Annotated in this window: 27 protein-coding genes, 1 tRNA gene and 1 riboswitch; of the genes, 20 read left to right on the forward strand and 8 right to left on the reverse strand. The window is 59.5% G+C overall.

Features of this window, described 5'->3' with window-relative positions:
- Positions 1–134 precede the first annotated feature (134 nt).
- Positions 135–1,247, forward strand: a complete 1,113-nt coding sequence (locus ACIP66_RS07210) for an enoyl-CoA hydratase/isomerase family protein (RefSeq protein ID WP_400646634.1) — start codon at positions 135–137, stop codon at positions 1,245–1,247.
- Positions 1,248–1,301: 54 nt separating this feature from the next.
- On the opposite strand, the gene ACIP66_RS07215 is transcribed toward ACIP66_RS07210, so the two are convergent.
- Positions 1,302–1,709, reverse strand: a complete 408-nt coding sequence (locus ACIP66_RS07215; protein ID WP_400646637.1) for a hypothetical protein — start codon at positions 1,707–1,709, stop codon at positions 1,302–1,304.
- A 180-nt stretch (positions 1,710–1,889) separates the two neighbouring features.
- Positions 1,890–2,162, reverse strand: coding sequence for a hypothetical protein (locus tag ACIP66_RS07220; protein ID WP_400646640.1), 273 nt, complete (start codon positions 2,160–2,162; stop codon positions 1,890–1,892).
- Positions 2,163–2,447: 285 nt separating this feature from the next.
- Positions 2,448–2,548: riboswitch (guanidine-I (ykkC/yxkD leader) on the forward strand.
- 63 nt (positions 2,549–2,611) lie between these two features.
- On the opposite strand from ACIP66_RS07220, the gene ACIP66_RS07225 reads away from it, so the two are divergent.
- From ACIP66_RS07225 to ACIP66_RS07305, 17 genes are all read left to right on the forward strand, one after another.
- Positions 2,612–3,679 (forward strand): putative urea ABC transporter substrate-binding protein, encoded by a 1,068-nt coding sequence (locus ACIP66_RS07225; protein ID WP_400646642.1) that lies wholly within the window; start codon positions 2,612–2,614, stop codon positions 3,677–3,679.
- 18 nt (positions 3,680–3,697) lie between these two features.
- Complete coding sequence (locus ACIP66_RS07230) at positions 3,698–4,513, forward strand: ABC transporter permease (RefSeq protein ID WP_077571513.1); 816 nt, start codon at positions 3,698–3,700, stop codon at positions 4,511–4,513.
- Positions 4,510–5,298, forward strand: a complete 789-nt coding sequence (locus ACIP66_RS07235; protein WP_400646644.1) for an ABC transporter ATP-binding protein — start codon at positions 4,510–4,512, stop codon at positions 5,296–5,298. Before ACIP66_RS07230 ends, ACIP66_RS07235 begins: the two co-directional genes overlap by 4 nt.
- Before the next feature lie 25 nt (positions 5,299–5,323).
- The gene (locus tag ACIP66_RS07240) at positions 5,324–6,049 is read left to right on the forward strand and encodes an urea amidolyase associated protein UAAP1 (RefSeq protein WP_400646781.1); all 726 of its coding nucleotides are present in this window, start codon (positions 5,324–5,326) and stop codon (positions 6,047–6,049) included.
- Between the two features lie 11 nt (positions 6,050–6,060).
- Positions 6,061–6,702, forward strand: coding sequence for an urea amidolyase associated protein UAAP2 (locus ACIP66_RS07245; RefSeq protein ID WP_400646647.1), 642 nt, complete (start codon positions 6,061–6,063; stop codon positions 6,700–6,702).
- A 253-nt stretch (positions 6,703–6,955) separates the two neighbouring features.
- Positions 6,956–10,603: an urea carboxylase gene (gene uca / locus ACIP66_RS07250; RefSeq protein ID WP_400646650.1), complete on the forward strand. Its 3,648-nt coding sequence runs from the start codon at positions 6,956–6,958 to the stop codon at positions 10,601–10,603.
- 24 nt (positions 10,604–10,627) lie between these two features.
- Entirely contained in the window at positions 10,628–12,400 is a 1,773-nt protein-coding gene (atzF, locus tag ACIP66_RS07255; RefSeq protein ID WP_400646654.1) for an allophanate hydrolase, read from the forward strand.
- 214 nt (positions 12,401–12,614) lie between these two features.
- Positions 12,615–14,102, forward strand: coding sequence for a diguanylate cyclase (locus ACIP66_RS07260; RefSeq protein WP_400646657.1), 1,488 nt, complete (start codon positions 12,615–12,617; stop codon positions 14,100–14,102).
- Positions 14,095–14,325, forward strand: a complete 231-nt coding sequence (locus ACIP66_RS07265; RefSeq protein ID WP_053118015.1) for a cysteine-rich CWC family protein — start codon at positions 14,095–14,097, stop codon at positions 14,323–14,325. Before ACIP66_RS07260 ends, ACIP66_RS07265 begins: the two co-directional genes overlap by 8 nt.
- 33 nt (positions 14,326–14,358) lie before the next feature.
- A complete protein-coding gene (locus ACIP66_RS07270; protein ID WP_400646660.1) occupies positions 14,359–15,051 on the forward strand; it encodes a pseudouridine synthase in 693 nt (230 codons plus the stop codon).
- Between the two features lie 318 nt (positions 15,052–15,369).
- Positions 15,370–16,254 carry an alpha/beta fold hydrolase gene (locus tag ACIP66_RS07275; RefSeq protein WP_053118011.1) on the forward strand — a complete coding sequence of 295 codons (885 nt, stop codon included), beginning with the start codon at positions 15,370–15,372 and terminating at the stop codon, positions 16,252–16,254.
- Positions 16,255–16,410: 156 nt separating this feature from the next.
- Positions 16,411–16,484: transfer RNA gene (locus tag ACIP66_RS07280), tRNA-Gly, on the forward strand.
- Between the two features lie 287 nt (positions 16,485–16,771).
- A complete protein-coding gene (locus tag ACIP66_RS07285; RefSeq protein ID WP_400646664.1) occupies positions 16,772–17,074 on the forward strand; it encodes a type II toxin-antitoxin system HigB family toxin in 303 nt (100 codons plus the stop codon).
- Positions 17,074–17,430: a type II toxin-antitoxin system HigA family antitoxin gene (locus ACIP66_RS07290; RefSeq protein ID WP_212545229.1), complete on the forward strand. Its 357-nt coding sequence runs from the start codon at positions 17,074–17,076 to the stop codon at positions 17,428–17,430. Before ACIP66_RS07285 ends, ACIP66_RS07290 begins: the two co-directional genes overlap by 1 nt.
- A 236-nt stretch (positions 17,431–17,666) precedes the next feature.
- Entirely contained in the window at positions 17,667–17,846 is a 180-nt protein-coding gene (locus ACIP66_RS07295) for a type II toxin-antitoxin system HicA family toxin (RefSeq protein ID WP_159814214.1), read from the forward strand.
- Positions 17,847–17,882: 36 nt separating this feature from the next.
- Positions 17,883–18,290, forward strand: coding sequence for a type II toxin-antitoxin system HicB family antitoxin (locus ACIP66_RS07300; RefSeq protein ID WP_053118006.1), 408 nt, complete (start codon positions 17,883–17,885; stop codon positions 18,288–18,290).
- A gap of 73 nt (positions 18,291–18,363) precedes the next feature.
- Positions 18,364–19,092 (forward strand): class I SAM-dependent methyltransferase, encoded by a 729-nt coding sequence (locus ACIP66_RS07305; protein ID WP_400646669.1) that lies wholly within the window; start codon positions 18,364–18,366, stop codon positions 19,090–19,092.
- A 222-nt stretch (positions 19,093–19,314) separates the two neighbouring features.
- On the opposite strand, the gene tam is transcribed toward ACIP66_RS07305, so the two are convergent.
- The gene (gene tam, locus ACIP66_RS07310; protein WP_400646784.1) at positions 19,315–20,130 is read right to left on the reverse strand and encodes a trans-aconitate 2-methyltransferase; all 816 of its coding nucleotides are present in this window, start codon (positions 20,128–20,130) and stop codon (positions 19,315–19,317) included.
- A gap of 139 nt (positions 20,131–20,269) precedes the next feature.
- Here tam and ACIP66_RS07315 point away from each other — a divergent pair, with 139 nt between their 5' ends.
- Positions 20,270–20,680 (forward strand): low affinity iron permease family protein, encoded by a 411-nt coding sequence (locus ACIP66_RS07315; RefSeq protein WP_212545232.1) that lies wholly within the window; start codon positions 20,270–20,272, stop codon positions 20,678–20,680.
- 185 nt (positions 20,681–20,865) lie between these two features.
- Here ACIP66_RS07315 and ACIP66_RS07320 read toward each other — a convergent pair whose 3' ends face one another.
- The 5 genes from ACIP66_RS07320 to ACIP66_RS07340 all read right to left on the reverse strand — a co-directional run bounded on the left by ACIP66_RS07320 (position 20,866) and on the right by ACIP66_RS07340 (position 23,880).
- The gene (locus ACIP66_RS07320) at positions 20,866–21,369 is read right to left on the reverse strand and encodes a DUF4142 domain-containing protein (protein WP_053117998.1); all 504 of its coding nucleotides are present in this window, start codon (positions 21,367–21,369) and stop codon (positions 20,866–20,868) included.
- 74 nt (positions 21,370–21,443) lie between these two features.
- Positions 21,444–21,602 (reverse strand): KGG domain-containing protein, encoded by a 159-nt coding sequence (locus ACIP66_RS07325; protein WP_082341401.1) that lies wholly within the window; start codon positions 21,600–21,602, stop codon positions 21,444–21,446.
- A gap of 176 nt (positions 21,603–21,778) precedes the next feature.
- Entirely contained in the window at positions 21,779–22,417 is a 639-nt protein-coding gene (locus ACIP66_RS07330) for a LysE family translocator (protein WP_053117996.1), read from the reverse strand.
- 60 nt (positions 22,418–22,477) lie between these two features.
- Entirely contained in the window at positions 22,478–22,894 is a 417-nt protein-coding gene (gene fos, locus ACIP66_RS07335; RefSeq protein WP_400646673.1) for a fosfomycin resistance glutathione transferase, read from the reverse strand.
- A 74-nt stretch (positions 22,895–22,968) separates the two neighbouring features.
- Positions 22,969–23,880 carry a LysR substrate-binding domain-containing protein gene (locus tag ACIP66_RS07340; RefSeq protein WP_400646676.1) on the reverse strand — a complete coding sequence of 304 codons (912 nt, stop codon included), beginning with the start codon at positions 23,878–23,880 and terminating at the stop codon, positions 22,969–22,971.
- 77 nt (positions 23,881–23,957) lie between these two features.
- Here ACIP66_RS07340 and ACIP66_RS07345 point away from each other — a divergent pair, with 77 nt between their 5' ends.
- Positions 23,958–24,443 carry a DMT family transporter gene (locus ACIP66_RS07345; protein ID WP_400646679.1) on the forward strand — a complete coding sequence of 162 codons (486 nt, stop codon included), beginning with the start codon at positions 23,958–23,960 and terminating at the stop codon, positions 24,441–24,443.
- Positions 24,444–24,531: the final 88 nt, after the last annotated feature.

A 24,531-nucleotide genomic window follows, 5' to 3' on the forward strand; every position in this document is an offset into this window, starting at 1 on the left:
ATGCTCAGACCCGCCAACCACCATGGGCCGAACCCAACGAAAGCCGACCACGCTTGTCAATTGATCTGATGCAGATCCGGCACTTTCCCCCACAACGATCATACTGATCGTTCAAATTCCCGATCGAGGTCACGATGAATCTGCACTTCGAAGAACTCACCGGCACCGACGGCGCCCGCATCGGTATCGCCAGCCTGGATGCTGAAAAGTCGCTGAACGCGCTGTCCCTGCCGATGATTAACGCCCTGAGCGACAAACTCGACACCTGGGCCAAGGATCCACAAATCGTCTGCGTATTGCTGCGCGGCAACGGCGCCAAAGCCTTCTGCGCCGGCGGTGAAGTGCGCAGTCTGGTTGAAGCCTGCCGTGCCCACCCCGGAGAAGTGCCGCCGCTGGCCGCGCAGTTTTTCAGCGCGGAATATCGATTGGATTACAACCTGCATACTTATCCGAAACCGCTGATCTGCTGGGGCCACGGTTATGTGCTGGGCGGCGGTATGGGCCTGTTGCAAGGCGCGAGCACGCGGATCGTCACGCCGAGCAGCCGCTTGGCGATGCCGGAAATCACCATTGGTCTGTATCCGGATGTCGGCGCCAGTTGGTTTCTCGCGCGGCTGCCGGGCAAGCTCGGTTTGTTCCTCGGCCTGACCGGTGCGCACATGAATGGGCGCGATGCGATCGATCTGGATCTGGCCGACCGCTTCCTGCTCGACGAACAGCAACCGGAACTGATCGAAGGCCTGCTCCAGCTCAACTGGCAGGAACAGATCGATCGGCAGCTCAACAGTCTGCTCAAGGCTTTGCAGCAGGAAGCCGTGGCGCAAATGCCCGAAGCGCAGTGGCTGCCGCGTCGTCAGCAGATCGACGAATTGCTCGACGTCAGCGATGTGGCCTGCGCCTGGAAAGCCATCAGCCTGCAACGCGACAGCAGCGATCCGTTGATCGCCCGGGCCGCGAAGACCATGAGCGAAGGCTCGCCGCTGACCGCGCATCTGGTCTGGGAACAGATTATTCGTGCGCGGCACCTGTCGCTGGCCGAGGTTTTCCAGATGGAATACACCCTGAGCCTCAATTGCTGCCGGCATCCGGAGTTCAGCGAAGGCGTGCGCGCGCGCTTGATCGATAAGGATCAGAAACCGCACTGGCACTGGCCGGACATCAACAATGTGCCGGAAGCGGTGGTTGAGGCGCACTTTCACAAGGTTTGGGAAGGTCGGCACCCGTTGGCGGATTTGACGCAGTATTAAAATTCGCGCACAAAAAAAGCGGCGCTTCATGCGCCGCTTTCTGTTTGCGGGTGATTACCAGCGGTTGCCACGTCCGTTGTGGTCGCCGCGGCCGCTGTGTCGGTCGTAGTTGCCACGACCACGGCGATCATTGTCCCAACCGCCGCGACGGTGGCCGTCCCAGTTGCCGCGGTCATTGCCGTGCCAGCGACGGCTTTCGTAGTAGCGTGGGGCCGGTTGATAGTGGCGCGGCGCCGATTGGTAATAACGCGGTTGCTGGTAGTAGCGCGGTGCCGGTTGATAGTAACGCGGCTGGGCGTAATAGCGGCTGCCGCCGTTGTAATAAGTGCCGCCTGTGTTGTAGTAGGCCGGTGCCGGTGACGTGTAAACCTCGGAGCTGTAATACGAGTCCGCGTAGGAGTAAGGGGCGCAACCGGTAACCGAAAACATCAACGCAGCAAGCAGAAGAATTCGTCTATACATGGCGGCCTCCTGGACCGCGGGTTGGCCATACCAGCGACGCTGGCAGGCGACAGTCATTTAATCGGTGACTGTCGAAAAATCAGACAGCGTTTTCCGAATCTGGTGCGACCCTGCAACAAGTTGAAACAAGTGATTTATGAAAGCTTGTTCATCCGCCAGACGCGGTCATTCAGCCGCTGATTAATGGTGGCCACCGTGATATCCGCCGCCGTGATAACCGCGTCCGTAACCGCCACGATAACCGTAGCCATACCCGCCGTAGTAATAACGCGGGCCGCCGTAAAAGTAGCGCGGGCCGTAATAACCACCGTAGTAATAGGGCGAGTAGTAACCGGGATAGTAGGAAGGTGCGTAATACACATCGGCGGGTGGCCCGTAGTCATAACAACCGGACAGCCCCAGACCGAGCACTGCGCACAGCAGCACCCGACGCAACGTTTTGTGAGTGAGCATGGCGGCCTCCTGAAAGACCTGCGAGCGCAGTCGGCGCAGGCCGGCTGACACCTGTTTTGACTGGCATTCGCAAACCAAGTGCCAGCCGCAAGATGACATCGGATCAGCGGCATTCACGCTGCATCGCGGTGCATCGGCGCACCAACACAAAGCGCCGCCCCGTCGTCGCGCCAAATCCGATCCGACCCTCAGCCCCGTTCCAGAGCGCTCTCCGTGACTTGGCACGCCTCTCGCTTTAGCAAACCCGTGCAGGAGTCATATCACAGGTTCGCGGCACCACAATTTGCAATGGCTGACTAGGGTTCCGGCTCGCAATCGCGAGTGACTGGTCCGAGAGTTGGCGACCTCCAGTTGAGGTTACACGGCGGGACAAAAGCCCGGGAGACAAGCCACCGTTCGCGGTGCCGCGTTGCCTTCCTGTCCGCCCTTGATCAACTGGAGAATCCGCCATGACCCGACTACGTTTGCCCGCCCTGCTCGCCGCCGCGTTCGCCGCGCTCATCAGCAGCCAAGCCCCCGCCGCTCAGAAAGATCACTTCAGCGTCTGCTGGACGATTTACGCCGGCTGGATGCCATGGGAATACGCCGGCAGCCAGGGCATCGTCGATAAATGGGCGAAGAAATACGGGATCAAGATCGACGTCGTACAGCTCAACGATTACGTCGAATCGATCAATCAATACACCGCTGGCCAGTTCGACGGTTGCACCATGACCAACATGGATGCGCTGACCATTCCGGCTGCCGGCGGCGTCGACAGCACGGCGCTGATTGTCAGCGATTTCTCCAACGGCAACGACGGCATCGTCCTCAAGGGCGACGGCAAAAAGGTCACCGACCTCAAGGGCATGGACGTCAATCTGGTTGAACTGTCGGTCTCGCACTACCTGCTGGCCCGCGCTCTGGACTCGGTTGACCTCACCGAAAAAGACCTGAAAGTGGTCAACACCTCCGACGCCGACATCTCCGCCGCTTTCAACACCGAACAGGTCAACGCAGTGACGACCTGGAACCCGATGCTCTCGGACATCAAGGCCAAACCGGGCGTGACCGAAGTGTTCAACTCCAGCCAGATTCCCGGCGAGATCATGGACATGATGGTGGTCAACAGCGCCACCCTCAAAGACAACCCGGCGCTGGGCAAAGCGCTGACCGGCGCGTGGTTCGAAGTGGTCGAGCTGATGAACGCGAAGAACGCCGCAAGCAAGGCTGCGCTGGAGCACATGGCCAAAGCTTCGGGCACCGACCTCGCTGGATTCCAGGCACAACTCGACACCACCAAACTGTTCGCCACGCCAAGCGAAGCGCTGAACTTCGCCACCAGCCAACAACTGCCGGAAACCATGCGCAAAGTCGCCGAATTTTCCTTCCAGCACGGCTTGCTCGGTGAAGGCGCAAAAGACACCAGCGCGGTCGGCATGGCCTTCGCCAACGGCGTGACCAGCGGCGACACCGGCAACCTCAAGCTGCGTTTCGATCCGACTTACGTGCAGATGGCCGCCGACGCCAAGCTGTAAGCCACGGAGGATTTGGCCATGCGCCTGATCAATCGCCACCCGGATCGCCCCAGTCGCCTGTTGTTGGTGATCCTGCCGTTCGCTCTGCTGCTGTTCGCCTATTTCATGGGCTCGGCCGAGCGCCTGGCGGACAACCCTAACGACAAACTGCTGCCCAGTGCCGTGCAGATGACCGATGCGGTCAAACGTCTGGCCTTCAATGCCGACAGCCGCACCGGTGACTACCTGTTGTGGCAGGACACCGCGTCGAGTCTGCGGCGCTTGGCCATTGGGCTCGGCATCGCTGCACTCGCCGGACTGTGCCTGGGCATCGCTGCCGGCACACTGCCGCTCTTCGGCGCGCCGTTGTCGCCACTGCTGACGGTGTTGTCGATGGTGCCGCCGTTGGCGATTCTGCCGATTCTGTTCATCGTTTTCGGTTTGGGCGAGTTGTCGAAAGTCATGCTGATCGTCATCGGCATCACCCCGGCGCTTGCTCGTGATCTGGAGCAGCGTGCCCGCGAAATCCCGGTCGAACTGCTGATCAAGGCGCAGACCCTCGGTGCTTCGACCTGGACGCTGATGCTGCGCGTGGTGCTGCCGCAACTGTTGCCGCGTTTGCTGATCTCGTTGCGGCTGATGCTCGGCTCGGCGTGGTTGTTCCTGATTGCCGCCGAAGCAATCGCCTCCACTGACGGCCTCGGCTACCGGATTTTTCTGGTGCGGCGTTATCTGGCGATGGACGTGATTCTGCCGTACGTGGTGTGGATCACCCTCCTCGCCTGGCTGATGGATTGGGGCCTGAAATACCTGACGCGGCGGGCGTTCCCTTGGTATGAGGGGGCGGCCAAATGAGCTTCATCACCGTGAAAAACGTCTGGCAGCAATACGCCGATCAAGTGGTGCTCGAAGGCTTGAACCTGAACGTCAACGAAGGCGAATTTTGCACCTTGGTCGGCGCCTCCGGTTGCGGCAAATCGACCTTCCTGCGTCTGCTGCTCGGTCAGGAAACGGCGAGTCGCGGCGAGATTCTGCTCGACGGTCAAGCGCTGGCCAGTGAGCCGGATGCCAGCCGTGGCGTGGTGTTTCAGCGCTACTCGGTGTTCCCGCATTTGAACGTGCTCGACAACGTCGCCCTCGGCCTTGAACTGCCGCGTGCGCCGCTGCTGGGGCGGTTGTTCGGCAGCGGCAAACGTGACGCGCGCGAACAGGCTGCGGCATTGCTGCACAAAGTCGGCCTCGGTCATGCGCTGGACAAGTATCCGGCGCAGTTGTCCGGCGGTATGCAGCAGCGGCTGGCGATTGCTCAGGCGCTGATCATGAAGCCGCGCGTGCTGCTGCTCGACGAGCCGTTCGGCGCACTCGATCCGGGCATCCGTAAAGACATGCACGCCTTGCTGCTGGAGCTATGGCGCGAGACCAGACTGACCGTGTTCATGGTCACCCATGATCTGTCCGAAGGCTTCAGCCTCGGCACGCGTTTGCTGGTGTTCGACAAAGTGCGCATAGACCCGCACGCCCCCGGCGCCTATGGCGCACGCATCACCTACGACATCCCTTTGAACAGCGACCGCCGCGCCCAACGCGCCGCCGTCGACGCCCTGCCGTTGCCACTGGCAGGCGCCCTTCGCACCGCTTGAGAGGACTGCTCTGATGAATAAGCCGATGACTGATTCGACCCAACTGTTTCCACCGTTCGCCGAAGAAATGCTCCCCGGTGGCGGCCACCGTTCCTTCGTGTTGAAGCGCGGCCAATTGCTGCGCCTGACCGATCTGCGCGGCGGCGCCAACGTCAGCCTGACCCTGCTCAACGCCAACGAAAAAACCGAGAGGCTGAACCTGCCCGACAGCCTCAAATGCCAACACACCGCCAAGCTCACCAGCGGTCACTGCCTGTACTCGGACATGGGCCGCGTGCTGGCCGCAATCACCGCCGACACGTGCGGCTGGAGCGACAGCCTCGGCGGTGTGCTCTGCGCCGAAGAGGTCGCGCAAAAGTACGGTCAGGGCCGCTATCAGGAACTGCGCAACGGCTTCTTCCGCAACGGCACCGACAACCTGTTGGTGGAACTCGGCAAGTGGGGTTTGGGCCTGTCCGACCTGTTGATGACCCTCAATTTGTTCAGCCGCGTCAACGTCGATGAGGCCGGGCGTTTCCACTTCGTCGAAGGCAATTCCAAGGCCGGCGACTACATCGAACTGTACGCGCCGATGGACACGCTGGTGGTGCTCACCGCACTGCAACACCCGATGGATCCGGCGCCGGAATATGCACCGAAACCGCTGAAGCTGAGCTGGATGAACGCCGACGCCAGCGTCGCCGAGCATTGCCGCAACTCGCGCCCGGAAAATGAGCGCGGCTTTATCAACACCGACCGTTTGTTCGCCTGAGGATCGCTGCCATGTCAGTTGCTATCGCCACTTCGCAAAAACAACCCGATGCAGCGGTGTACCGCGCCACGATCCCGGCCGGTGAGCCGTGGCTGATGGAGGTCAAGGCCGGGCAGACCCTGCGCATCCTTGATCTGGAAGGTAATCAAGCGGTCGATACGTTGTTCTACAGCGTCGCCAATACCAAGGAACGCTATGACGTGCAACGCACTTTGCGCCGACAGAACAGCGTCTACCTGAGCACCGGCAGCGTGCTCTATTCCAACCTCGGCCACGCGATGCTGACCATCGTCGCCGACACCTGCGGACGCCACGACACCCTCGGCGGTGCGTGCGCGCAAGAGAGCAACACCGTGCGTTACGCCCTGGAAAAACGCTACATGCACAGCTGCCGCGACAACTACCTGCGCGCGTGTGTGCATGACGGACGCTTGGGCAAAAGCGACATCGGGCCGAACATCAATTTCTTCATGAATGTGCCGGTCACGGCGGACGGCGGACTGACGTTCGAGGACGGCATTTCGGCGCCGGGCAAGTACGTCGATTTGCGCGCGGAGATGGACGTGATCGTGCTGATTTCCAATTGTCCGCAGTTGAATAATCCGTGCAATGCCTACAACCCGACACCTGCGGAGCTGCTGGTATGGAACTGACTATCCGTCGTTTACGCCGCTTGCTTTTCGCCCTGTGCCAGGCGCGCTCCGGGCAGTGCATCAAATAACCGCTCCCCTGTAGGAGCTGCCGCAGGCTGCGATCTCTTGATTTTGCTTTTTGAAAACTCAAGATCAAAAGATCGCAGCCTGCGGCAGCTCCTACAGGTGCAGCGTGGATTTAAGTCATCCGGGACGGCCCGGATGTCTGTCAAAAAACGGCGGGACGGCCCGCTTCCCCTTCAGGGGTTATGCCATGTTCGAAAAAATCCTCATCGCCAACCGTGGCGCCATCGCCTGCCGCATCCTGCGCACCCTCGCCTCATTGCAGGTCAAAGGCGTGGCCGTGTATTCCGAAGCCGACGCCGCCAGCCTGCACATCCTGCAAGCCGATGAAGCGCACAGTCTCGGTGAAGGCGCCGCTGCCGGCACCTATCTGGCCGTCAACAAGATCCTCGCCATCGCCAAGCACAGCGGTGCCACGGCGATCCATCCCGGCTACGGGTTTCTGTCCGAGAACGCCGCGTTCGCCGAAGCATGCGAGGCGCAGAACATCGCCTTCATTGGCCCGACGCCAGAGCAGCTGCGCGTATTCGGCCTCAAGCACACCGCTCGCGCCCTGGCCAAACAACACGGCGTGCCGATGCTCGAAGGCACCGAACTGCTCGACAGCCTCGACGCTGCGCTGATCGCTGGCGAACAAGTCGGCTACCCGGTGATGCTGAAAAGCACCGCTGGCGGTGGCGGCATCGGCATGCGCGTGTGCCGCAGCGCCAGCGAATTGAGCGAATCGTTCGAGGCAGTCAAACGCCTCGGTCAGAACAACTTCAGCGACGCCGGCGTGTTCATCGAGAAGTACATCCAGCGCGCCCGCCATTTGGAAGTGCAGGTGTTCGGCGACGGTCGCGGTGAAGTCATCGCCCTCGGCGTGCGCGACTGCTCGGTGCAACGGCGCAATCAGAAAGTCCTCGAAGAAACCCCGGCACCAAACCTGCCCGACGGCATGGCCGAAGAGCTGTGCGCGGCGGCGATCAAACTGGCGAAAGCCGTTAACTACCGCAGCGCCGGCACCGTGGAATTCGTTTTCGACAGCGAGGCGCAGCGCTTCTATTTCCTCGAAGTGAACACGCGCTTGCAGGTCGAGCACGGTGTCACCGAACAGGTCTGGGGCGTGGATCTGGTGCGCTGGATGGTGGAGCTGGCCGCCGGTGATCTGCCGCCACTGAACGAGTTGTCTCGTCAGTTGAAACCCGAAGGCCATGCGATTCAGGCGCGGCTGTATGCGGAGGATCCAGGACGTGATTTTCAGCCGAGCCCGGGCCTGCTGACGGCTGTGCAGTTTCCGCCGTCCAACGGCATTCAACTGCGCATCGACACGTGGGTTGAGGCGGGTTGCGAGATCCCGCCGTATTTCGATCCGATGATCGCCAAGGTCATTACCTGGGCGCCCACCCGCGAGCAGGCACGGGCCGAATTGCATCAAGCGCTGGGCGACAGTCTGTTGTACGGCGTGGAAACCAACCGTGATTACCTGCGGCAGATTCTCCTCGACACGCCGTTCGCCAGCGGTGAGCCGTGGACGCGTTGTCTGGAAGGTCTGGACTATCGCGCCAACACTTTTGAAGTGCTCAGCGCAGGCACGCAAACCAGCGTGCAGGATTATCCCGGTCGCCTCGGTTACTGGGCGGTCGGTGTGCCGCCGTCGGGGCCGATGGACAGCCGCGCGCTGCGTCTGGGCAATCGCTTGCTCGGCAATGCTGAAGGCGCGGCGGCGCTGGAAATCACCATGAGCGGGCCGTTGCTGCGCTTCAATTGTGCAGCGGTGATCGCGGTGACCGGTGCGCCGATCGCGCTGACGCTTGAGGGTGACAGCGTGCCGATGAATACCGCCCTGCTGATCCCGGCGGGTGCGACGTTGCATCTGGGTAGCATCAGCGGTGCCGGGGCGCGCAGCTATCTGTGCCTGCGTGGTGGCTTGCAGGTGCCGGATTATCTGGGTAGCAAAAGCACTTTCACGTTGGGTCAGTTTGGTGGCCACGGTGGTCGCGCGTTGCGCGCGGGTGATGTGTTGCATGTGCCTGCTCTGAATGATCGCAGCAGCGGTCAACAACTGGCTGAAGAACACGTCACCGCGCTGCCCGCCGTGCGGCAGATTCGGGTGATTTACGGCCCGCACGCGGCGCCGGAGTATTTCACTGAGCACTACATCGGCACGTTCTTTGAAACCCAGTGGGAAGTGCATTTCAACTCGAGCCGCACCGGTGTTCGGCTGATTGGGCCGAAGCCGGAATGGGTACGCGCGGACGGAGGTGAAGCCGGGTTGCATCCGTCGAATATTCACGACAATCCGTACGCCATCGGCGCGGTGGATTTCACCGGGGACATGCCGGTGATCCTCGGCCCGGATGGCCCGAGCCTTGGCGGATTTGTCTGCCCGGTGACGGTGATCGAGGCGGATTTGTGGCAACTCGGGCAGCTCAAGGCTGGCGATAAAGTCCAGTTCATTCCGATCGGCCTCAAAACCGCCCGCAACCTCGCCCTGAAATGGGATTCCCACTGTGGGAGCGAGCCTGCTCGCGAACGCGATATTTCAGACACGTCAGTATTGATTGATCCACCGCATTCGCGAGCAGGCTCGCTCCCACAGGGTTTGGTGTCGCCTGTGGTGTTGGCGTTGGGTCAGGGGGATGTGCGGCTTGTTGCGCGTGTCTCTGGGGATACGCATCTATTGCTGGAAATCGGCGAGCCGGAGCTCAATCTCGTCCTGCGCTTCCGCGCCCACGCCCTCATGCAAGCCTTGGAACACAAAGCCCTGCACGGCGTGATCGACCTCACCCCCGGCATTCGCTCGCTGCAAATCCATTACCAGCCGGAGCAACTGCCGCTCGCCGATCTGCTCGGCATCATCGCCGGCGAATGGGACGCGGTGTGCGCCGCCAACGACCTGCAAGTGCCGTCGCGCATCGTCCATTTGCCGTTGTCCTGGGATGATCCGGCCTGCCAATTGGCGATTGAGAAATACATGACCACCGTGCGCAAGGATGCGCCGTGGTGCCCGAGCAATCTGGAGTTCATCCGCCGCATCAACGACCTGCCGAACCTCGACGAAGTGCAGCGCACCGTATTCGATGCGAGCTACCTGGTGATGGGCCTCGGCGATGTCTACCTCGGTGCGCCGGTGGCCACGCCGCTCGATCCGCGCCACCGTTTGGTGACCACCAAATACAACCCGGCGCGCACCTGGACGGCCGAGAATTCGGTGGGCATCGGCGGCGCTTATATGTGCGTGTACGGCATGGAAGGCCCGGGTGGTTATCAGTTTGTCGGGCGTACCTTGCAGATGTGGAATCGCTACCGCGAAGTGGCGGCGTTTGACGGTAAACCGTGGCTGCTGCGCTTCTTCGATCAGATCCGTTTCTACCCGGTCAGCGCTGAAGAACTGCTGCGCATCCGCCGCGATTTTCCGCTGGGGCGCTTCGATCTGAACATCGAACACAGCCAGCTCAACCTCGCCGATTACCAAGCGTTTCTCAGTCGTGAAGCCGAGGGCATCAGCGCCTTTCGCGCTCAGCAACAGGGTGCCTTCAATGCCGAACGCGAACGCTGGATCGCCAGTGGTCAGGCGCATTTCGACAGTGAAGAAGCGGTGGTCGAATCCAGCGAGGACGCGCTGCTGGCGGAGGGTGAACACAGCGTCGACAGCCACATCGCCGGCAATCTCTGGCAGGTGCAGGTCGAGGCTGGCAGCCGTGTTGCGGCCGGCGATGTGCTGGTGATTCTCGAGTCGATGAAGATGGAAATCCCGCTGCTCGCGCCGATGGCCGGCGTGGTGCGCGAGATCCGTGTGCAACCCGGTTCGGCGGTGCGTGCGGGACAACGGGTCGTGGTGCTGGAACTCGACTGAAGCCAATTGAATAAGGATCAACTCATGAATCTGCAACTCGATGTTCTGCGCCAGGCGTACCGCAATGGTGACACCACACCGCGTCAACTGCTGCCGACACTGCGCGACAAAGCAGCCGCGCTGAACCCGGATTATCACCTGTTCATCCACCTGCTCAGCGTCGCCGAACTGGAGCCGTATCTGGCGGCCCTCGATGGTCGTGATCCCGACAGTCTGCCGCTGTACGGCGTGCCGTTTGCGATCAAGGACAACATCGATCTGGCCGGCATTCCGACCACCGCCGCGTGCCCGGATTTTGCTTATGTGCCGGAGCGCTCGGCGACCATCGTCGAGCAACTGATCGCGTTGGGCGCGATTCCGCTGGGCAAGACCAACCTCGATCAATTTGCCACGGGGCTCAATGGCAGCCGCTCGCCTTATGGCGCCTGCCCGAACAGCGTATTGCCGGAATATCCATCGGGCGGTTCCAGCGCCGGTTCGTCGCTGGCGGTGGCCTTGGGCGTGGCGAGTTTTGCTTTGGGCACCGACACCGCAGGCTCCGGTCGGGTGCCGGCGGCGTTGAATAATCTGCTCGGATTGAAGGCCAGCAAGGGGCTGATCTCCACCGCCGGTGTGGTGCCGGCGTGCCGTACGCTGGATTGCGTGACCACGTTTACCGCAACGGCGCGTGAGGCCAGCCAGTTGTTGGCGTTAACGGCGAAACTCGATCCGCGCGATGAGTACAGTCGCCGCAATCCGTCGTGGAATGACGCCTCGGCGTTTGGTGCGCCGCGGCCGTTTCGTTTCGGTGTGCCGCGTGCGCAGGATCTGCAGTTTTTCGGCTGTGTCGAAGGGCCGCTGTTGTTCGGCGATGCCATTGATCAACTCAAAGCCTTGGGTGGCGAAGCGGTTGAACTGGATCTGACGCCATTTCTTGAAGCGGCGCGTTTGCTTTACGAAGGGCCGTGGGTCGCCGAGCGTTACAGCGTTGCCGGCGAATTGATGGAACAGAATCCGCAAGCCGTTTTGCCGGTGATCCGCGCCGTGCTGGCCAAAGCCCCGGCGGTGAGCGGCGTGCAGACTTTCCGCGCGCAGTACCGACTGCAAGCGTTGAAAGCGCTGTGCGATCAAGCACTCGAAGGTCTCGACTGTGTGCTGACGCCGACCATCGGCCGCCCGGTGACACTCGCCGAACTGCACGCCGAACCGGTGCTGCGCAATTCCGAACTGGGTTACTACACCAACTTCATGAACCTGCTCGACTACGCCGCCGTCGCCGTGCCGAGCGGATTTATGGCTAACGGGATGCCGTGGGGCGTGACGTTGTTTGGGCGGGTGTTTACCGATCAATATCTGTTGAGTGTGGCGGATGCGATGCAGCGTCAGCAGGACACTGCATTGCCGAAACCCGCGAACGTAGCGCGCAATGATCGTGCGCGAATCGTCGTGTGTGGCGCGCATCTGCAAGGGTTGGCGTTGAACTGGCAACTGACGCAGCGCGGTGGGCAGTTGCTGGAAACCACGCTGAGCTCGCCGGATTATCAACTGCATGCCTTGGCCGGCAGCCCGCCATTGCGTCCGGGAATGGTGCGGGTGAAAGACGGCGGCGTGGCGATTGCGGTGGAGGTGTGGGAGTTGCCGAGCAGCGAGTTGGGTTCGTTTCTGACCGGGATTCCGGCGCCGCTGGGATTGGGTAAGGTGCAATTGGCGGATGGGCGCTGGGAGAGTGGGTTTATTTGTGAGCAGTATGGTCTTGAAGGCGCCAAAGACATCAGCCACCTCGGCGGCTGGCGGGCCTACCTGAAAACCCAGGCCTGACCGCCATCTGTAGGAGTGAGCCTGCTCGCGATAGCGGTATGATATTCACCGAAGATGTGACTGATCTACCGCTATCGCGAGCAGGCTCACTCCTACAGGGACAGCGTAGCAACATGGAAAGACAGGAACGACCATTCGCGCCGCACATGAAGCAGTTATTTCCCCGCAGTCCCACTAGAATGCATGCCATCGGGCCACTGCCAACGGAACTGCCATGCCGCATCGATCTGCGCTGTACTCCCAACGCTCGCTGGTACTCACGCTGATCGCCCTGCTCGGCGCCGGTTTCCTTGCCACGTCCCTGCTGAGCTACTACGCCTCGCGCGCCTCGATCCGCGACAACATCGTCAACACCGAGCTGCCGCTGACCTCCGACACGGTCTATTCGGAAATCCAGAAAGACCTCGTCCGACCGATCCTGATTTCCTCGATGATGTCCCGCGACACCTTCATGCGCGACTGGGTGGTCAACGGCGAACAAAACCCCGAGCAAATGACCCGCTACCTCAACGAGGTCATGACCCATTACGGCGCCTACACCGCGTTTTTCGTCTCCAACAGCACCCTCACCTACTACCACGCCAAAGGCGTGCTCAAGCAGATCAAAGTCGAAGAACCGCGCGACGCCTGGTACTTCCGCGTGCGCGACATGAAGGATCCCTACGAGATCAACGTCGACCCGGATCTGGCCAACAAGGACAACCTGACCTTCTTCATCAACTACAAAGTCTACGACTACCACGACCGATTCATCGGCGCGGCCGGCGTCGGTCTGACCGTCGACGCAGTGATCAAGCTGATCGACAAATACCAGCAGCGCTATCAACGCAGCGTGTACTTCGTCGACACCTTTGGCCGACTGGTGCTGACCGGCGCCGAAGGTGGCCCGGAAGGCGCACACATCGGCCAGGGTCTTGGCGAAATCGAGAGCATGAAAAGTCTGGTCAGTCAGTTGCCGAAACCGCACAGCGGCAGCTACGAGTATTCCGCTGAAGGCCAGGGGCATTTTCTCAACGTGCGCTTCATTCCCGAGCTGAACTGGTACCTGTTCGTCGATAAACGCGAAGACGGTGCATTGAGCGAAATCCGTCAGTCGCTCTATCTCAATCTGTTGATCTGCTTGCTGGTGACGCTGAGCGTGTTGGCGTTGCTCAATCGCGTGATCAAACGCTATCAGCGCAAGATCCAGGCGCAGGCGACCCTCGACAGCCTTACCGAACTGCCCAACCGTCGCGGCTTCGACCTGCTCGCCGCGCAAGCCCTGCACGAAGCGCAACGCGAGACCAAACCGCTGACGGCGTTGCTGATCGACCTCGATCACTTCAAAGCGCTGAACGACACCTACGGGCACATGGCCGGTGATCAGGTGTTGATTGGCTTCGCCCGCGATCTGCAAAGTTGCCTGCGCCACGCCGACATCGTCTGCCGTTGGGGCGGTGAGGAATTTATCGTGTTGCTGAAAGACACCGACGGCGACACCGGTCAGAACATCGCCGAGAAAATTCGTCAGCACGTCGAACAACAGGAATATGCCTACAACGGTCACACCCTGAATCTGACGGTGAGCATCGGCGCCACCACCCTGCAACGCGATGACACCTTGCACAGTCTGCTGTCGCGGGCCGATCATGCGATGTACCGGGCCAAACAAACCGGCCGCAACCGCACCTGCGTGGAAATGCCTCACTCGACTTATGCCTGATTCCGACGTTAAACCCGACCATTGCCCGGCCTGCGGCGCCCGCAACGACTGCAGCCTGGCCGACCCGCGTACCGCCGACCGCGAATGCTGGTGCTACGGCGTGAGCATCGACCCGGCGGTGCTCGAAGCGCTGCCGCCAGCACTGCGCAACCAATCGTGCCTGTGCCCGCGTTGCGCGCAGGTCGAGGCGCAACTGCAAGCGGCCAAGCGGCCGATCCCGTAAGATGCGCGCCCCTTCATTGATCGAACACTGAACATGCGCGTCGACCGTTTCCTCAGCAATCTACCGCGCTTCAACCGTCAACAGGTGCGCCTGTTGCTGGTGGAAAAGCGCGTGCGGATTGACGGAAAAGTCGTCAGCGATCCGCACAGCGAGGTGCTGGAATTCAGTCGTGTCGAGGTTGATGACGAAGTGCTGCAAGTCGGCAAACCGGCACGCTATTTCATGCTGCACAAACCGCCCGGTTGCGTCAGCGCAACCCGCGATCCGCAGCATCCGACTGTGCTCGACCTGATCGATGAGCCGGACAAGGACGACCTGCATATCGCCGGGCGTCTGGACTTCAACACCACCGGGCTGATGCTGATCACCAACGACGGCGCATGGTCGCGGCGCTTGACCCAGCCACAGACCAAACTGCCGAAGGTCTATTACGTCGAGACCGAGCAGGAAATTGGCGCGGAATATGCGATCACCTTTGCCGAGGGGATTTACTTCGCGTTCGAGGATCTGACCACGCAGCCGGCGCAACTGGAGCTGCTCGGCCCACGCTCGGCGCGGTTGAGCATCGTCGAGGGGCGTTACCATCAGGTGAAGCGCATGTTTGGTTTCTTCAACAACAAAGTCCTGCGCTTGCACCGTGAATCCATGGGGCTGTTGCAGCTTGATGACGCGCTAAAACCGGGCGAGTACCGCGCTTTGCGCACCGAAGAGATTCATTTGTTCTAAGCCCGCGACCGCTCAGCAGAAGTTGTCGAACAATTTACCAACGGCACTTGCGCGATCCTGCCTCCCCTGCTTGAATCAGGACGTCGGCCGAAATGTGACCGACGAGTCACAACATACCTCTAAGAAACTTTTTGTCGGTCGTCAGCCCCAAGGGCTGCGCCTCAGCCGACAAACTGCCCGCCAATAACAATACCCGTCGACCTGCCTTATCGGATCGACATGGGCCAAGCAAATTCCAGGCGTATGCCTACCTGTCACAAAGCTCGTGCAATCTCACCATTGCGCGCATACCCGCTTGCTTGCCAGGAGTCTTATGACATGAGGCCAGAAATCGCTGTGCTGGATATACAGGGTCAGTATCGGGTTTACACGGAGTTCTATCGCGCAGACGCCGCAGAAAAGACCATCATTCTGGTCAACGGCTCGATGGCCACGACTGCGTCGTTTGCACAAACCGTGAAGAACCTGCACCCGCAATTCAACGTGGTCTGCTACGACCAGCCCTACGCGGGTCGGTCAAAAGCCCACAACCGCCACGAGAAACATCTGACAAAGGAAGTCGAAGGGCAAATCCTGCTGGAGCTGATTGACCACTTTGGCGCAGAGCACGTGCTGTCGTTTTCCTGGGGCGGTGCTGCGACCCTGGTCGCCCTCGCCCACCAGCCTCGGCGTATCGAACGGGCGGTGATCAGCTCGTTCTCGCCGGTGATCAACGCGCACATGCTCGACTACCTTGAACGTGGCGTCGACTACCTCGGCCAGCGCGACGGCGACCGCGTCGGCCATCTGGTCAACGACACCATTGGTAAACATTTGCCTTCGCTGTTCAAGCGCTTCAACTATCGCCACGTCAGCAGTCTGGCCGAGCACGAATACGGGCAGATGCATTTCCACATCAGCGACGTGCTGCACAGCGACCGGCAGTGCTACTTGAACGCGGCGAAAAAGATCAACGTGCCAGTGCTGTTTTTAAACGGCGAATGGGACGAATACACCGCCGCCGACGATGCGCGCCTGTTCGGCAACCACGTCGCGCAGAGCACCTTCACCACCCTGCAAGCCACCGGGCATTTTCTCGATATGGAGCACAAAGCGGCGTGCCGCGATAGCCAGAACGCCTTGCTCGGCTTTCTGAAACCGGCGCAGCAAACCAGCCGAACGCGTTACTCGTTTGTTCAGGATCAACATGCATTGGCTATTTGAAAAAGTGTCGTCGCGCGCGAGCCTGCGGGGTTGAGCTTTTGATTTGCGACCCGCAGTGCTCGCCCGCGATTGAGCGTTTTCAACGCTTCAAAGGCTTATTTTGCAAAAGAAACTTCAAATCCGTGGCCGAGTCTGGTACAAAGTCAGCCGCTCTGAGCGGGTATAGTTTAATGGTAGAACAGTAGCTTCCCAAGCTTCCGACGAGGGTTCGATTCCCTCTACCCGCTCCAATCAGATTTTGTCTCACGTCGTGATTTTTTGACGGGGGATGCAGGAATACAGAAAACCGGCCTATAGGGCCGGTTTTTTTGTGTCTGGGGTTTGTAGAGTTCGATATTCCGTAGGTTTTCTCTCCTCGCCTCGTCTTGTCACTCCTTGCAAAACAAACCTCGGTTTTCTAGTTCAGATGCCTTCTAACCTGAAGCTGGGGCTGCTACCTCGCCCTGTTCCTTTGACATCAGTGATTGCATCACTGGACATTGACGACTAACATCTCCCAAAACGGGAGGAGGCATGGATGCGGATAATGGCAAGATCAACTTTGCGGCAATTCTGGGAAAGCCATCCTGCTTTCGCTGACTCCGAGACACCGCTTGTTGAATGGTATCGCCACATGGAAAAGGCCGAATACCGTACGCCACAGGCAGTAAAAGCCGAACTGAGAACCGCAAGCATCCTTAAAGGCGCAAGAGTGGTGTTCAATATCGGCGGTAACAAGTATCGAGTGATTTTGGCGATCGACTATCAACGGCAGCTCGGCTTCATCCGCTTCGTTGGCAGCCATGCCCAATATGACCAGATCAACGCGGAGACCGTGTAATGAACATCAAACCCATTCGGAGTCCGGAAGACCTCGCCGCCGCGTTTGTACGCATGGAGCAGCTGTGGGGCGCCGAACTCAATTCGCCTGAGGGCGACGAGCTGGAAATTCTCGCATTGCTGATCGAGAAGTACGAAGACCAGCATTTTCCAATGCCACCTTCCGACCCGATTGAAGCGATTAAATTTCGCATGGAACAGCAGGGGTTGACGCCACGTGATCTGGAACCGTTCATTGGCACCAGTGGACGCGTATCCGAGGTATTGAATCGCAAGCGCAAACTGAGCCTGTCGATGATCAAGCGCTTGCATGAAGGCTTGCGAATCCCCTATGAGAGCTTGCTTGCAGGGGCTTGAATGCTTCTGGCTGCAAGATAAACCGGTTTTAAAGGCCGGTTTTTTTGTGTCTGGGGTTTGGTAAAAAATCGAGCGCAAATCCTTGAAACACACCCTCCTCACCCTCCCCTGAGCCTTACCTAGACTGCACTAAGCCGATGCGCCCATCAAAGGACGATGACCGCTCAGGGATTAGCATGTTGATCACGATAATTCAGTAGGTATAGTACCCACCAAGCACACCACAAGGAGGTGTTGTGAATAGCCGTTTTTTAATCGGCCAACTCGTCGCAGACGGTTGGTATCTGGTGAGGATCAGAGGCAGTCACCATCACTTCAAGCATCCGAGCAAACCCGGCTTGGTCACTGTGCCGCATCCGAAGAAGGATCTGCTCAAAAAAACGGCCATCAGTATTTTGCAGCAGGCGCTGCTTTGACTCACTCAGTCAGTTGCGCCATGGAGGACTACACACATGCTTTATCCGATTGCGATTTCAATAGGTGATGACGAACACGCCTGGGGCGTGGAAGTGCCGGACATTCCTGGCTGTTTTTCCGCAGGTGATGACCTCGACGATGCTGTCGCCATGGCTCGCGAAGCGATCGAAGGCCATTTCGAGATTCTGGCCGAGGACGGTGCGCCTATCCCGTCTGCCAGCAAACTGGGCGTGAATGTGGCCAATCCGAAATATGCCGGTTGCGCGTGGGCGGTGGTGGACATCGACGTGGTCAAATATTTGGGCAAAGCCCAGAAGCTCAACATCACCCTGCCGGGGCACCTGCTTAATCGTATTGATGAGTATGTGTTGCACCATCCGGAAGAAAAGAGCCGCTCGGGGTTTCTCGCGTCGGCGGCTTTGAAGGTGTTGCAGCAGGGTTGAATTCGTCTTTGTCTTAACAGGCATTGGAACTGAGCCATTCACTGCAACAACATTTTGAAAGAGTACTCATCCCATGACGCAAAACATCTACGACGATCCCGAGTTTTTCCAGGGCTACAGCCAGATGAACCGCTCCATCGGCGGGCTTGATGCCGCGCCGGAATGGCCGGCGCTCAAGGCATTGTTGCCGGCCATGCATGGTTTGAATGTGGTCGATCTGGGTTGTGGTTATGGCTGGTTCAGCCGTTGGGCGAGTGAGAACGGTGCCGCCAATGTGCTGGGTCTGGATGTTTCGGAGAAGATGCTGGAGCGCGCGCGGCAGACAACGGTGGCGACGAATATCCGTTATGAACGTGCCGATCTTGAGCAGCTCGACCTGCCGGTTTGCAGTGTTGATCTGGCGTACAGTTCACTGGCGCTGCACTACATCAAGAACTTGTCGGGGCTGTTTGCTCATCTGTATGCGGCGTTGAAACCGGGTGCGCACTTTGTGTTTTCCATCGAGCATCCGATCTTTATGGCCCCGCGTAATCCAGGGTGGCTGGTTGATAGCGAGGGCAACAAGCGTTGGCCGCTGGACGGTTATCAGATGGAAGGTGAGCGGGTGACCCATTGGTTGGCGGAGGGCGTGATCAAGCAGCATCGCACGATCGGGACGCTACTCAATTCGTTGATTGAGGCGGGGTTCACCATTCGTCATGTCAATGAATGGGGGCCGAGTGATGCCGAGGTGGCGGCACAACCGGCGCTGGCGGAAGAGCGGGAGCGACCGATGATGATGCTGGTCGCGGTGCAGCGCTGAACGGATTCAACCTTGGAATAGCCCCTCACCCTAGCCCTCTCCCAGAGGGAGAAGGAACTGACCGAGATGCCTGTTCGAGCTACATCGACCTGGGATATTCAGCCGAACTGAAATTCTGAAAAACACCCAATTCAGCTCCCTCTCCCTTGGGAGAGGGCTGGGGTGAGGGGCTCGCTTGACGCCACCCCACCGCTCTCAAGTCGAACAAAGCATTCGTTCGTTTCAGCGAGTAGCAACAATAAACAACCGCGGAAACGGCAACAGCACCGACCCATCCGCCAACGCCGGATAAGCCTTCGCGACTTCCCTCAGGTATTGCTCCAGATATTCCGCCCGCTCCGCTTCAGTCAGCGGACTCAAAAACGGAATCAACCCGCTACCCTTGAACCACTCAACCACCCCTGCCGCGCCAGCCGACAATTGATGGTGATACGTCGTGCGCCAGACATCGACCCGCGCACAATGCGGCCGCAGCATCGAGAAATAATCGCTGGCACTCGCCATGTCCGTTCGCTGCCCCGCCGCGCCGGCGAGCTTCGCGGCCCATGGGCCATTCGCGGCGACTTCACGCATCAAGCGGTGAGACGGTTCGTTGAGGTTATCCGGCATCTGAATCGCCAGACTGCCGCCCGCCGACAACTTGTTGGCCAACGCGGGCAACAACGCTGCGTGATCCGGCACCCATTGCAACACGGCATTGGCGAAGATCACATCAAACGGCCCGGCGTCCGCCCATTGATCAATCTCAGCCACTTCGAACTGCAACTGCGGTAAACGCTTGCGTGCCGCGTCGATCATGTCCGGCGAGCTGTCCAGCCCGCAGACCTGCGCCTCAGGAAAACGCTGCAGCAGAAGCTCCGTCGAATTGCCCGGGCCACAACCGATATCAACTACCGATCGCGCTTCTGCCGTGGGAATCGCCGCCAGCAGATCGCGGGCCGGACGGGTGCGTTCATCTTCGAAAGCGACGTATTGCTTGGCGGACCAACTCATTGCGTTCTCCTGTAAGGCGTTTGCTTCAAAACCTGGAAAAAACAGCTGCCGCTACCATACCGTGATCCAACTGGCCGGCGCTGTCCTACCAACGTCCGGTTCCATTCGCTGATTTGTAATTAGAATTTTCACAACGCCGTCATTGTCTGAATTTCATGCACTCCCCCCAATAAGGAATACGGCTATGAAATTCGCGAAGATTTCCCAGAAGCTTGCTCTGTGGGCCGGTAGCCCGAAGACGTTTATGGGGGCGTTGATCCTGATAGGGCTATGGGGGTTGAGCGGGCCGATCTTTAATTACAACGATACGTGGCAACTGATCATCAACACCTCGACCACGATCATCACCTTTCTGATGGTATTTCTGATCCAGAACACGCAGAACCGTGACACTGACATTCTGCATTTGAAGATTGATGAGTTGCTGCTGGTGACCAAGGAAGCGCAGAACGCGATGCTCGGGCTGGAAGCGCTGGATTTGAAACAGCTGGAGGCGTTGCGCAGGCATTACCGCTCGTTGGGCGAGGGCGAGGTGTTTAACCTTGAAGGGCTGGGTGAGAAGAGCAAGTCGAAGCAGGATTTGAATGAGTGCTAGGTTTATCGGGCGAATGAAAACAAAACACTTGTGGCGAGGGGATTTATCCCCGTTGGGCTGCGAAGCAGCCCCTTATCCTGCTACCGAATTCAACCTGACACACTGCATTGAATGGTTTAACGACTGCTGCGCAGCCCATCGGGGATAAATCCCCTCGCCACAGGGGATCTGTGTTGTCTGTGAGATTAGCGGCTGGCCTGTAAGGCTCGGGCCATTTCCAGGTGATTCTGCAGTTTCGGCAGGGTTTCGTCGGCGAAGGCTTTGATCTCAGGCACATCGGTGGTCTGCGCTTCCTGCTCGATCTGCTGAATGGCCTCTTCGGTGGCTTTAACCTGACTCGCGGCATAGGCCTGGTCAAACGTCGCGCCGTCCTTCACCTCTGGAATCAGCTCTTTAGCCTTGTCGGCGATTTCTTCGCGCGGCGCGATCGGCAAATCGAGCTTCTTGGCAATTTTCGCCAGATGCTGATTGGCGGTGGTGCGGTCATTGATCACCACGATGGTGTAATCCTTGACCTCTTTGGATTCGGTTTTCCCGTGGGCCAAGCGGCTGGCTTCGATATCAGCCATGCCTTTGGCCGACGCATCGTTGATGAAATCGGCAGGCGACTGGGCAAAAGCACTGGTGGCGCACAGGCTCAACAGCGAAACAACACTCAAATTGCGTAAACGGGTGGCCATCCGGCTCATGGTCGCGCCCTCCTTTTCTCAAAATTCAAGCGGGAGCTTACGCCCCCGCCTCTCAATCAAAACGACTTCACTGACTACTTCGATTTCTGACCGGGCTTGCGGCCCATTTCTGTTTTCGCAGGGTCTTTGTCGACAGTCGTTGTAGTGGTTTTCCCACCTTTGCGACCGGCTTCAGACGCCTTCGTTCGATCGTTAGCGAAGTTTCCCGAGTTCGAGTTTCTTGAATTAGGCATGATTCTCTACCTCTTGGTAATGATCGTGGCGAGCAGGTGCCCGCCTAGATTGAGAATTTTCTGGCCGGCAAAGGTTTAGAAAAGTTGTCGATGCACTGACGAACGGTGAAGCGCAATAAGCTAATAAGCTAATGCAGCGCCCGATGATTGCCGCGCTGCGCGATGTACAGTCACCTTCAAGCCTTGTTCGGCATCAGCCCCGGCAACGCATGCACCAGCGCGTTGATGGCGAAACCGATGAACATCACCCCGCACAACCGGGTGATCAGCAACTCGTGGCGCTGATACAGCGTGCGCACCCGCTGCGCGCCGACAACACCAATGAGAATAGCGTAGGCGAGCAGCCCGCCAAGGAAGCTCAGGGCGATCAGCGCCGGCAGCATCGACCAGTTGAGCAACTCGGCACGGCTCGACAGCAGCGCAGTAAACGTCGCCACCGCCACCGGGTACGCCTTGGGATTGGTCAGCCCGAACAGAATGCCGTGCCAGAATGGATTGCGCGCCGCGCCCTGCGGCTCGTCCGCATTGCGTCGCTGCGCCCGCACCGCGCGCCAGCCGAGCCAGAACAAGTACAGACCGCTGAGCACGCCGAGCACGTCGAATGCCGTGCTGCCGATTTCCCGCGCACCAACAATCGCGATCAGCGCCGTACTGCACCAGACCACATCGCCAAGCAGATGCCCGCAGAGAAACCCCGCCCCGGCCCGTCGCCCATGGGCCGCGCCAATACCGAACACCGCCAGCACACCCGGCCCCGGCGTGATGCCGTAAATGAAACCCGAGGCCAGAACGGCCATTAGCAACGATAGAGTCATGGAAAACCTGCAAGCGCCAGAACACGTGGCGGCCAGCCTATATCAGCCGATTGCGCCTGATCACTGCCCGTCGTAAAAACGCATGCCGGTGTACGGTTTCTGCCGACACGCTGCGAGTCGCGAGGCCAGATCGCCGACGTGAGCTTCGAGCTTGTGGCCATCAGGATCGAGGAAGTAGAACGACGCACCTTCGCTGCGGTTATCGCGCCATTCCCGCACGTTTGCTACTTTTAGCGTTTGTACGAATAGCGCAAAATCCGCAGCGTTGAGGCTGAAGGCGTAATGGGTGTAGTCGGCGCCCGGCTCGCTTGTGCGTAATGGATCGAGCGACAGGCACAGCCACAGCCCCGGAAGCGAAAGATAGGCACCGGCGTCCCACGTCGCCTCGACGCGCAACTGCAATACGTCACGATAAAACGCCAGACTGCGGTTCAGATCGCTGACGGCGAGGGTCAGGTGGTTGAGGCCAGTGAGCATCGGATCAGTAACCTCTGAGGTCTTCGGAAGTAAGGTTCAGACTTCACTGTCACGTCCCACTCCTTGATGACTGTTCAGCCGCGCACTATCCCCTCCTCAATCTTCCGATTCAACCAATTCAACGCTTGATCCCCACCCCGTCGCTTGTGCCAGGCCAGCACAAACGTAAACGGCGGAATATCAAACGGTGGCGGCACAACAATCAAATCCCCATGCACCAAATCGCGCACGCTGCGCGATGACACGGTGAGAATCAAATCCGTGCCACTGATCAACTGCGGCGCGACGTTCCAGTGCGGCAGGCTGATCGCGACGCGACGGCGTTCGCGCAGTGTCGTCAGGGCTCGCTCGATTTCCGGTGTGCCACTGCCGCGCATTTCCAGCAGTACGTGTGGGCGCGACAGGTAGGTGGGCAGATCGAGCACGCCGTTGGCCGGCAGGGTATGGCGGTCGAGCAGGCAGACGTAGCGTTCTTCGAACAGCAGCGTGCTGCGCAATTCGTGGGGCATTTCCGGGAAGACGCCGGCGGCGACGTCGATATCGCCATTGAGCACGCCTTCGAGCATGCCTTCGCGGCTGGCATGGCTGATTTGCAGGTCGATGCCCGGCGCTTCGCGGCGCAGGGTTCGGATCAGATCGGGGAGGATGATCGCCGCGCCGTAGTCCGACATTGCTACGCGAAAGGTGCGTCGGGCGCTGGCCGGATCGAAGGTGTTTGGTGCCAGCAGCGATTGCACTTGGGCCAGCGCTTCGGCGAGCGGCGCGACCAGTTCCAGCGCTCGCGCGGTGGGCGCCAGGGTTGCGCCGGCGCGCACCAGCAGCGGATCGCCGAGCAAATCGCGCAGACGCGCCAGCGCATGACTGACCGCCGGTTGGCTGAGGTGCAGGCGCTCGGCGGCGCGGGTGACGTGCTGCTCGCTGAGCAAGGCGTCGAGGATCACCAGCAGGTTGAGATCGATGCGGCGCAGATCATTCATCTGATGCATGTTCTTGATGACGAAACGGAATTTAAATCTGCGCGACGAATACTCTAGAGTCCAGCAAAACCTGTTGGAGAATGATCATGAGTACGTTGCAGTGGGCCGGTCTGTTGGCGTTGGCCGCGTTTGCCGGGGCGGTGGTGCCGTTTCAGAGCGCGATCAACAGCAACCTGGCGCGCGGATTGGGCCATCCATTGTGGGCGACGTTGGCGTCGTTGCTGGTGAGTGTGCTGGTGTTGTTGCCGGTGATTTTGGCGTTGCGGCTGCCGCTGCCGTCGCTGGCGTTTATCAGCAAGGCGCCGATTTGGATGTGGGCCGGCGGTGCGTTTGGGGTTTGTTTTGTCGCGCTGGCGGTGGTGTTGCTGCCTAAGCTCGGGGCTTCGGGGTTTGTGGCGTTGGCGCTGGCTGGGCAGGTGCTGGCTTCGATGCTGCTGGATCACTTTGGCTTGTTTGGGTTGGTGGAGAAACAGCTGACGTTGCCGCGGGTGTTTGGCGCGGTGTTGTTGATTGCGGGGGTGGTGTTGATTCAGTTTGGCAACTCGCCGGAAAGAGTTTTGGCACCGCAATAAAGATCAAAAGATCGCAGCCTTCGGCAGCTCCTACAGGATTGGATTCGCACTCTGTAGGAGCTGCCGAAGGCTGCGATCTTTTCAGCGG

It is taken from the genome of Pseudomonas sp. NPDC088429, from assembly GCF_044753305.1.
Lineage (GTDB): Bacteria > Pseudomonadota > Gammaproteobacteria > Pseudomonadales > Pseudomonadaceae > Aquipseudomonas > Aquipseudomonas rustica.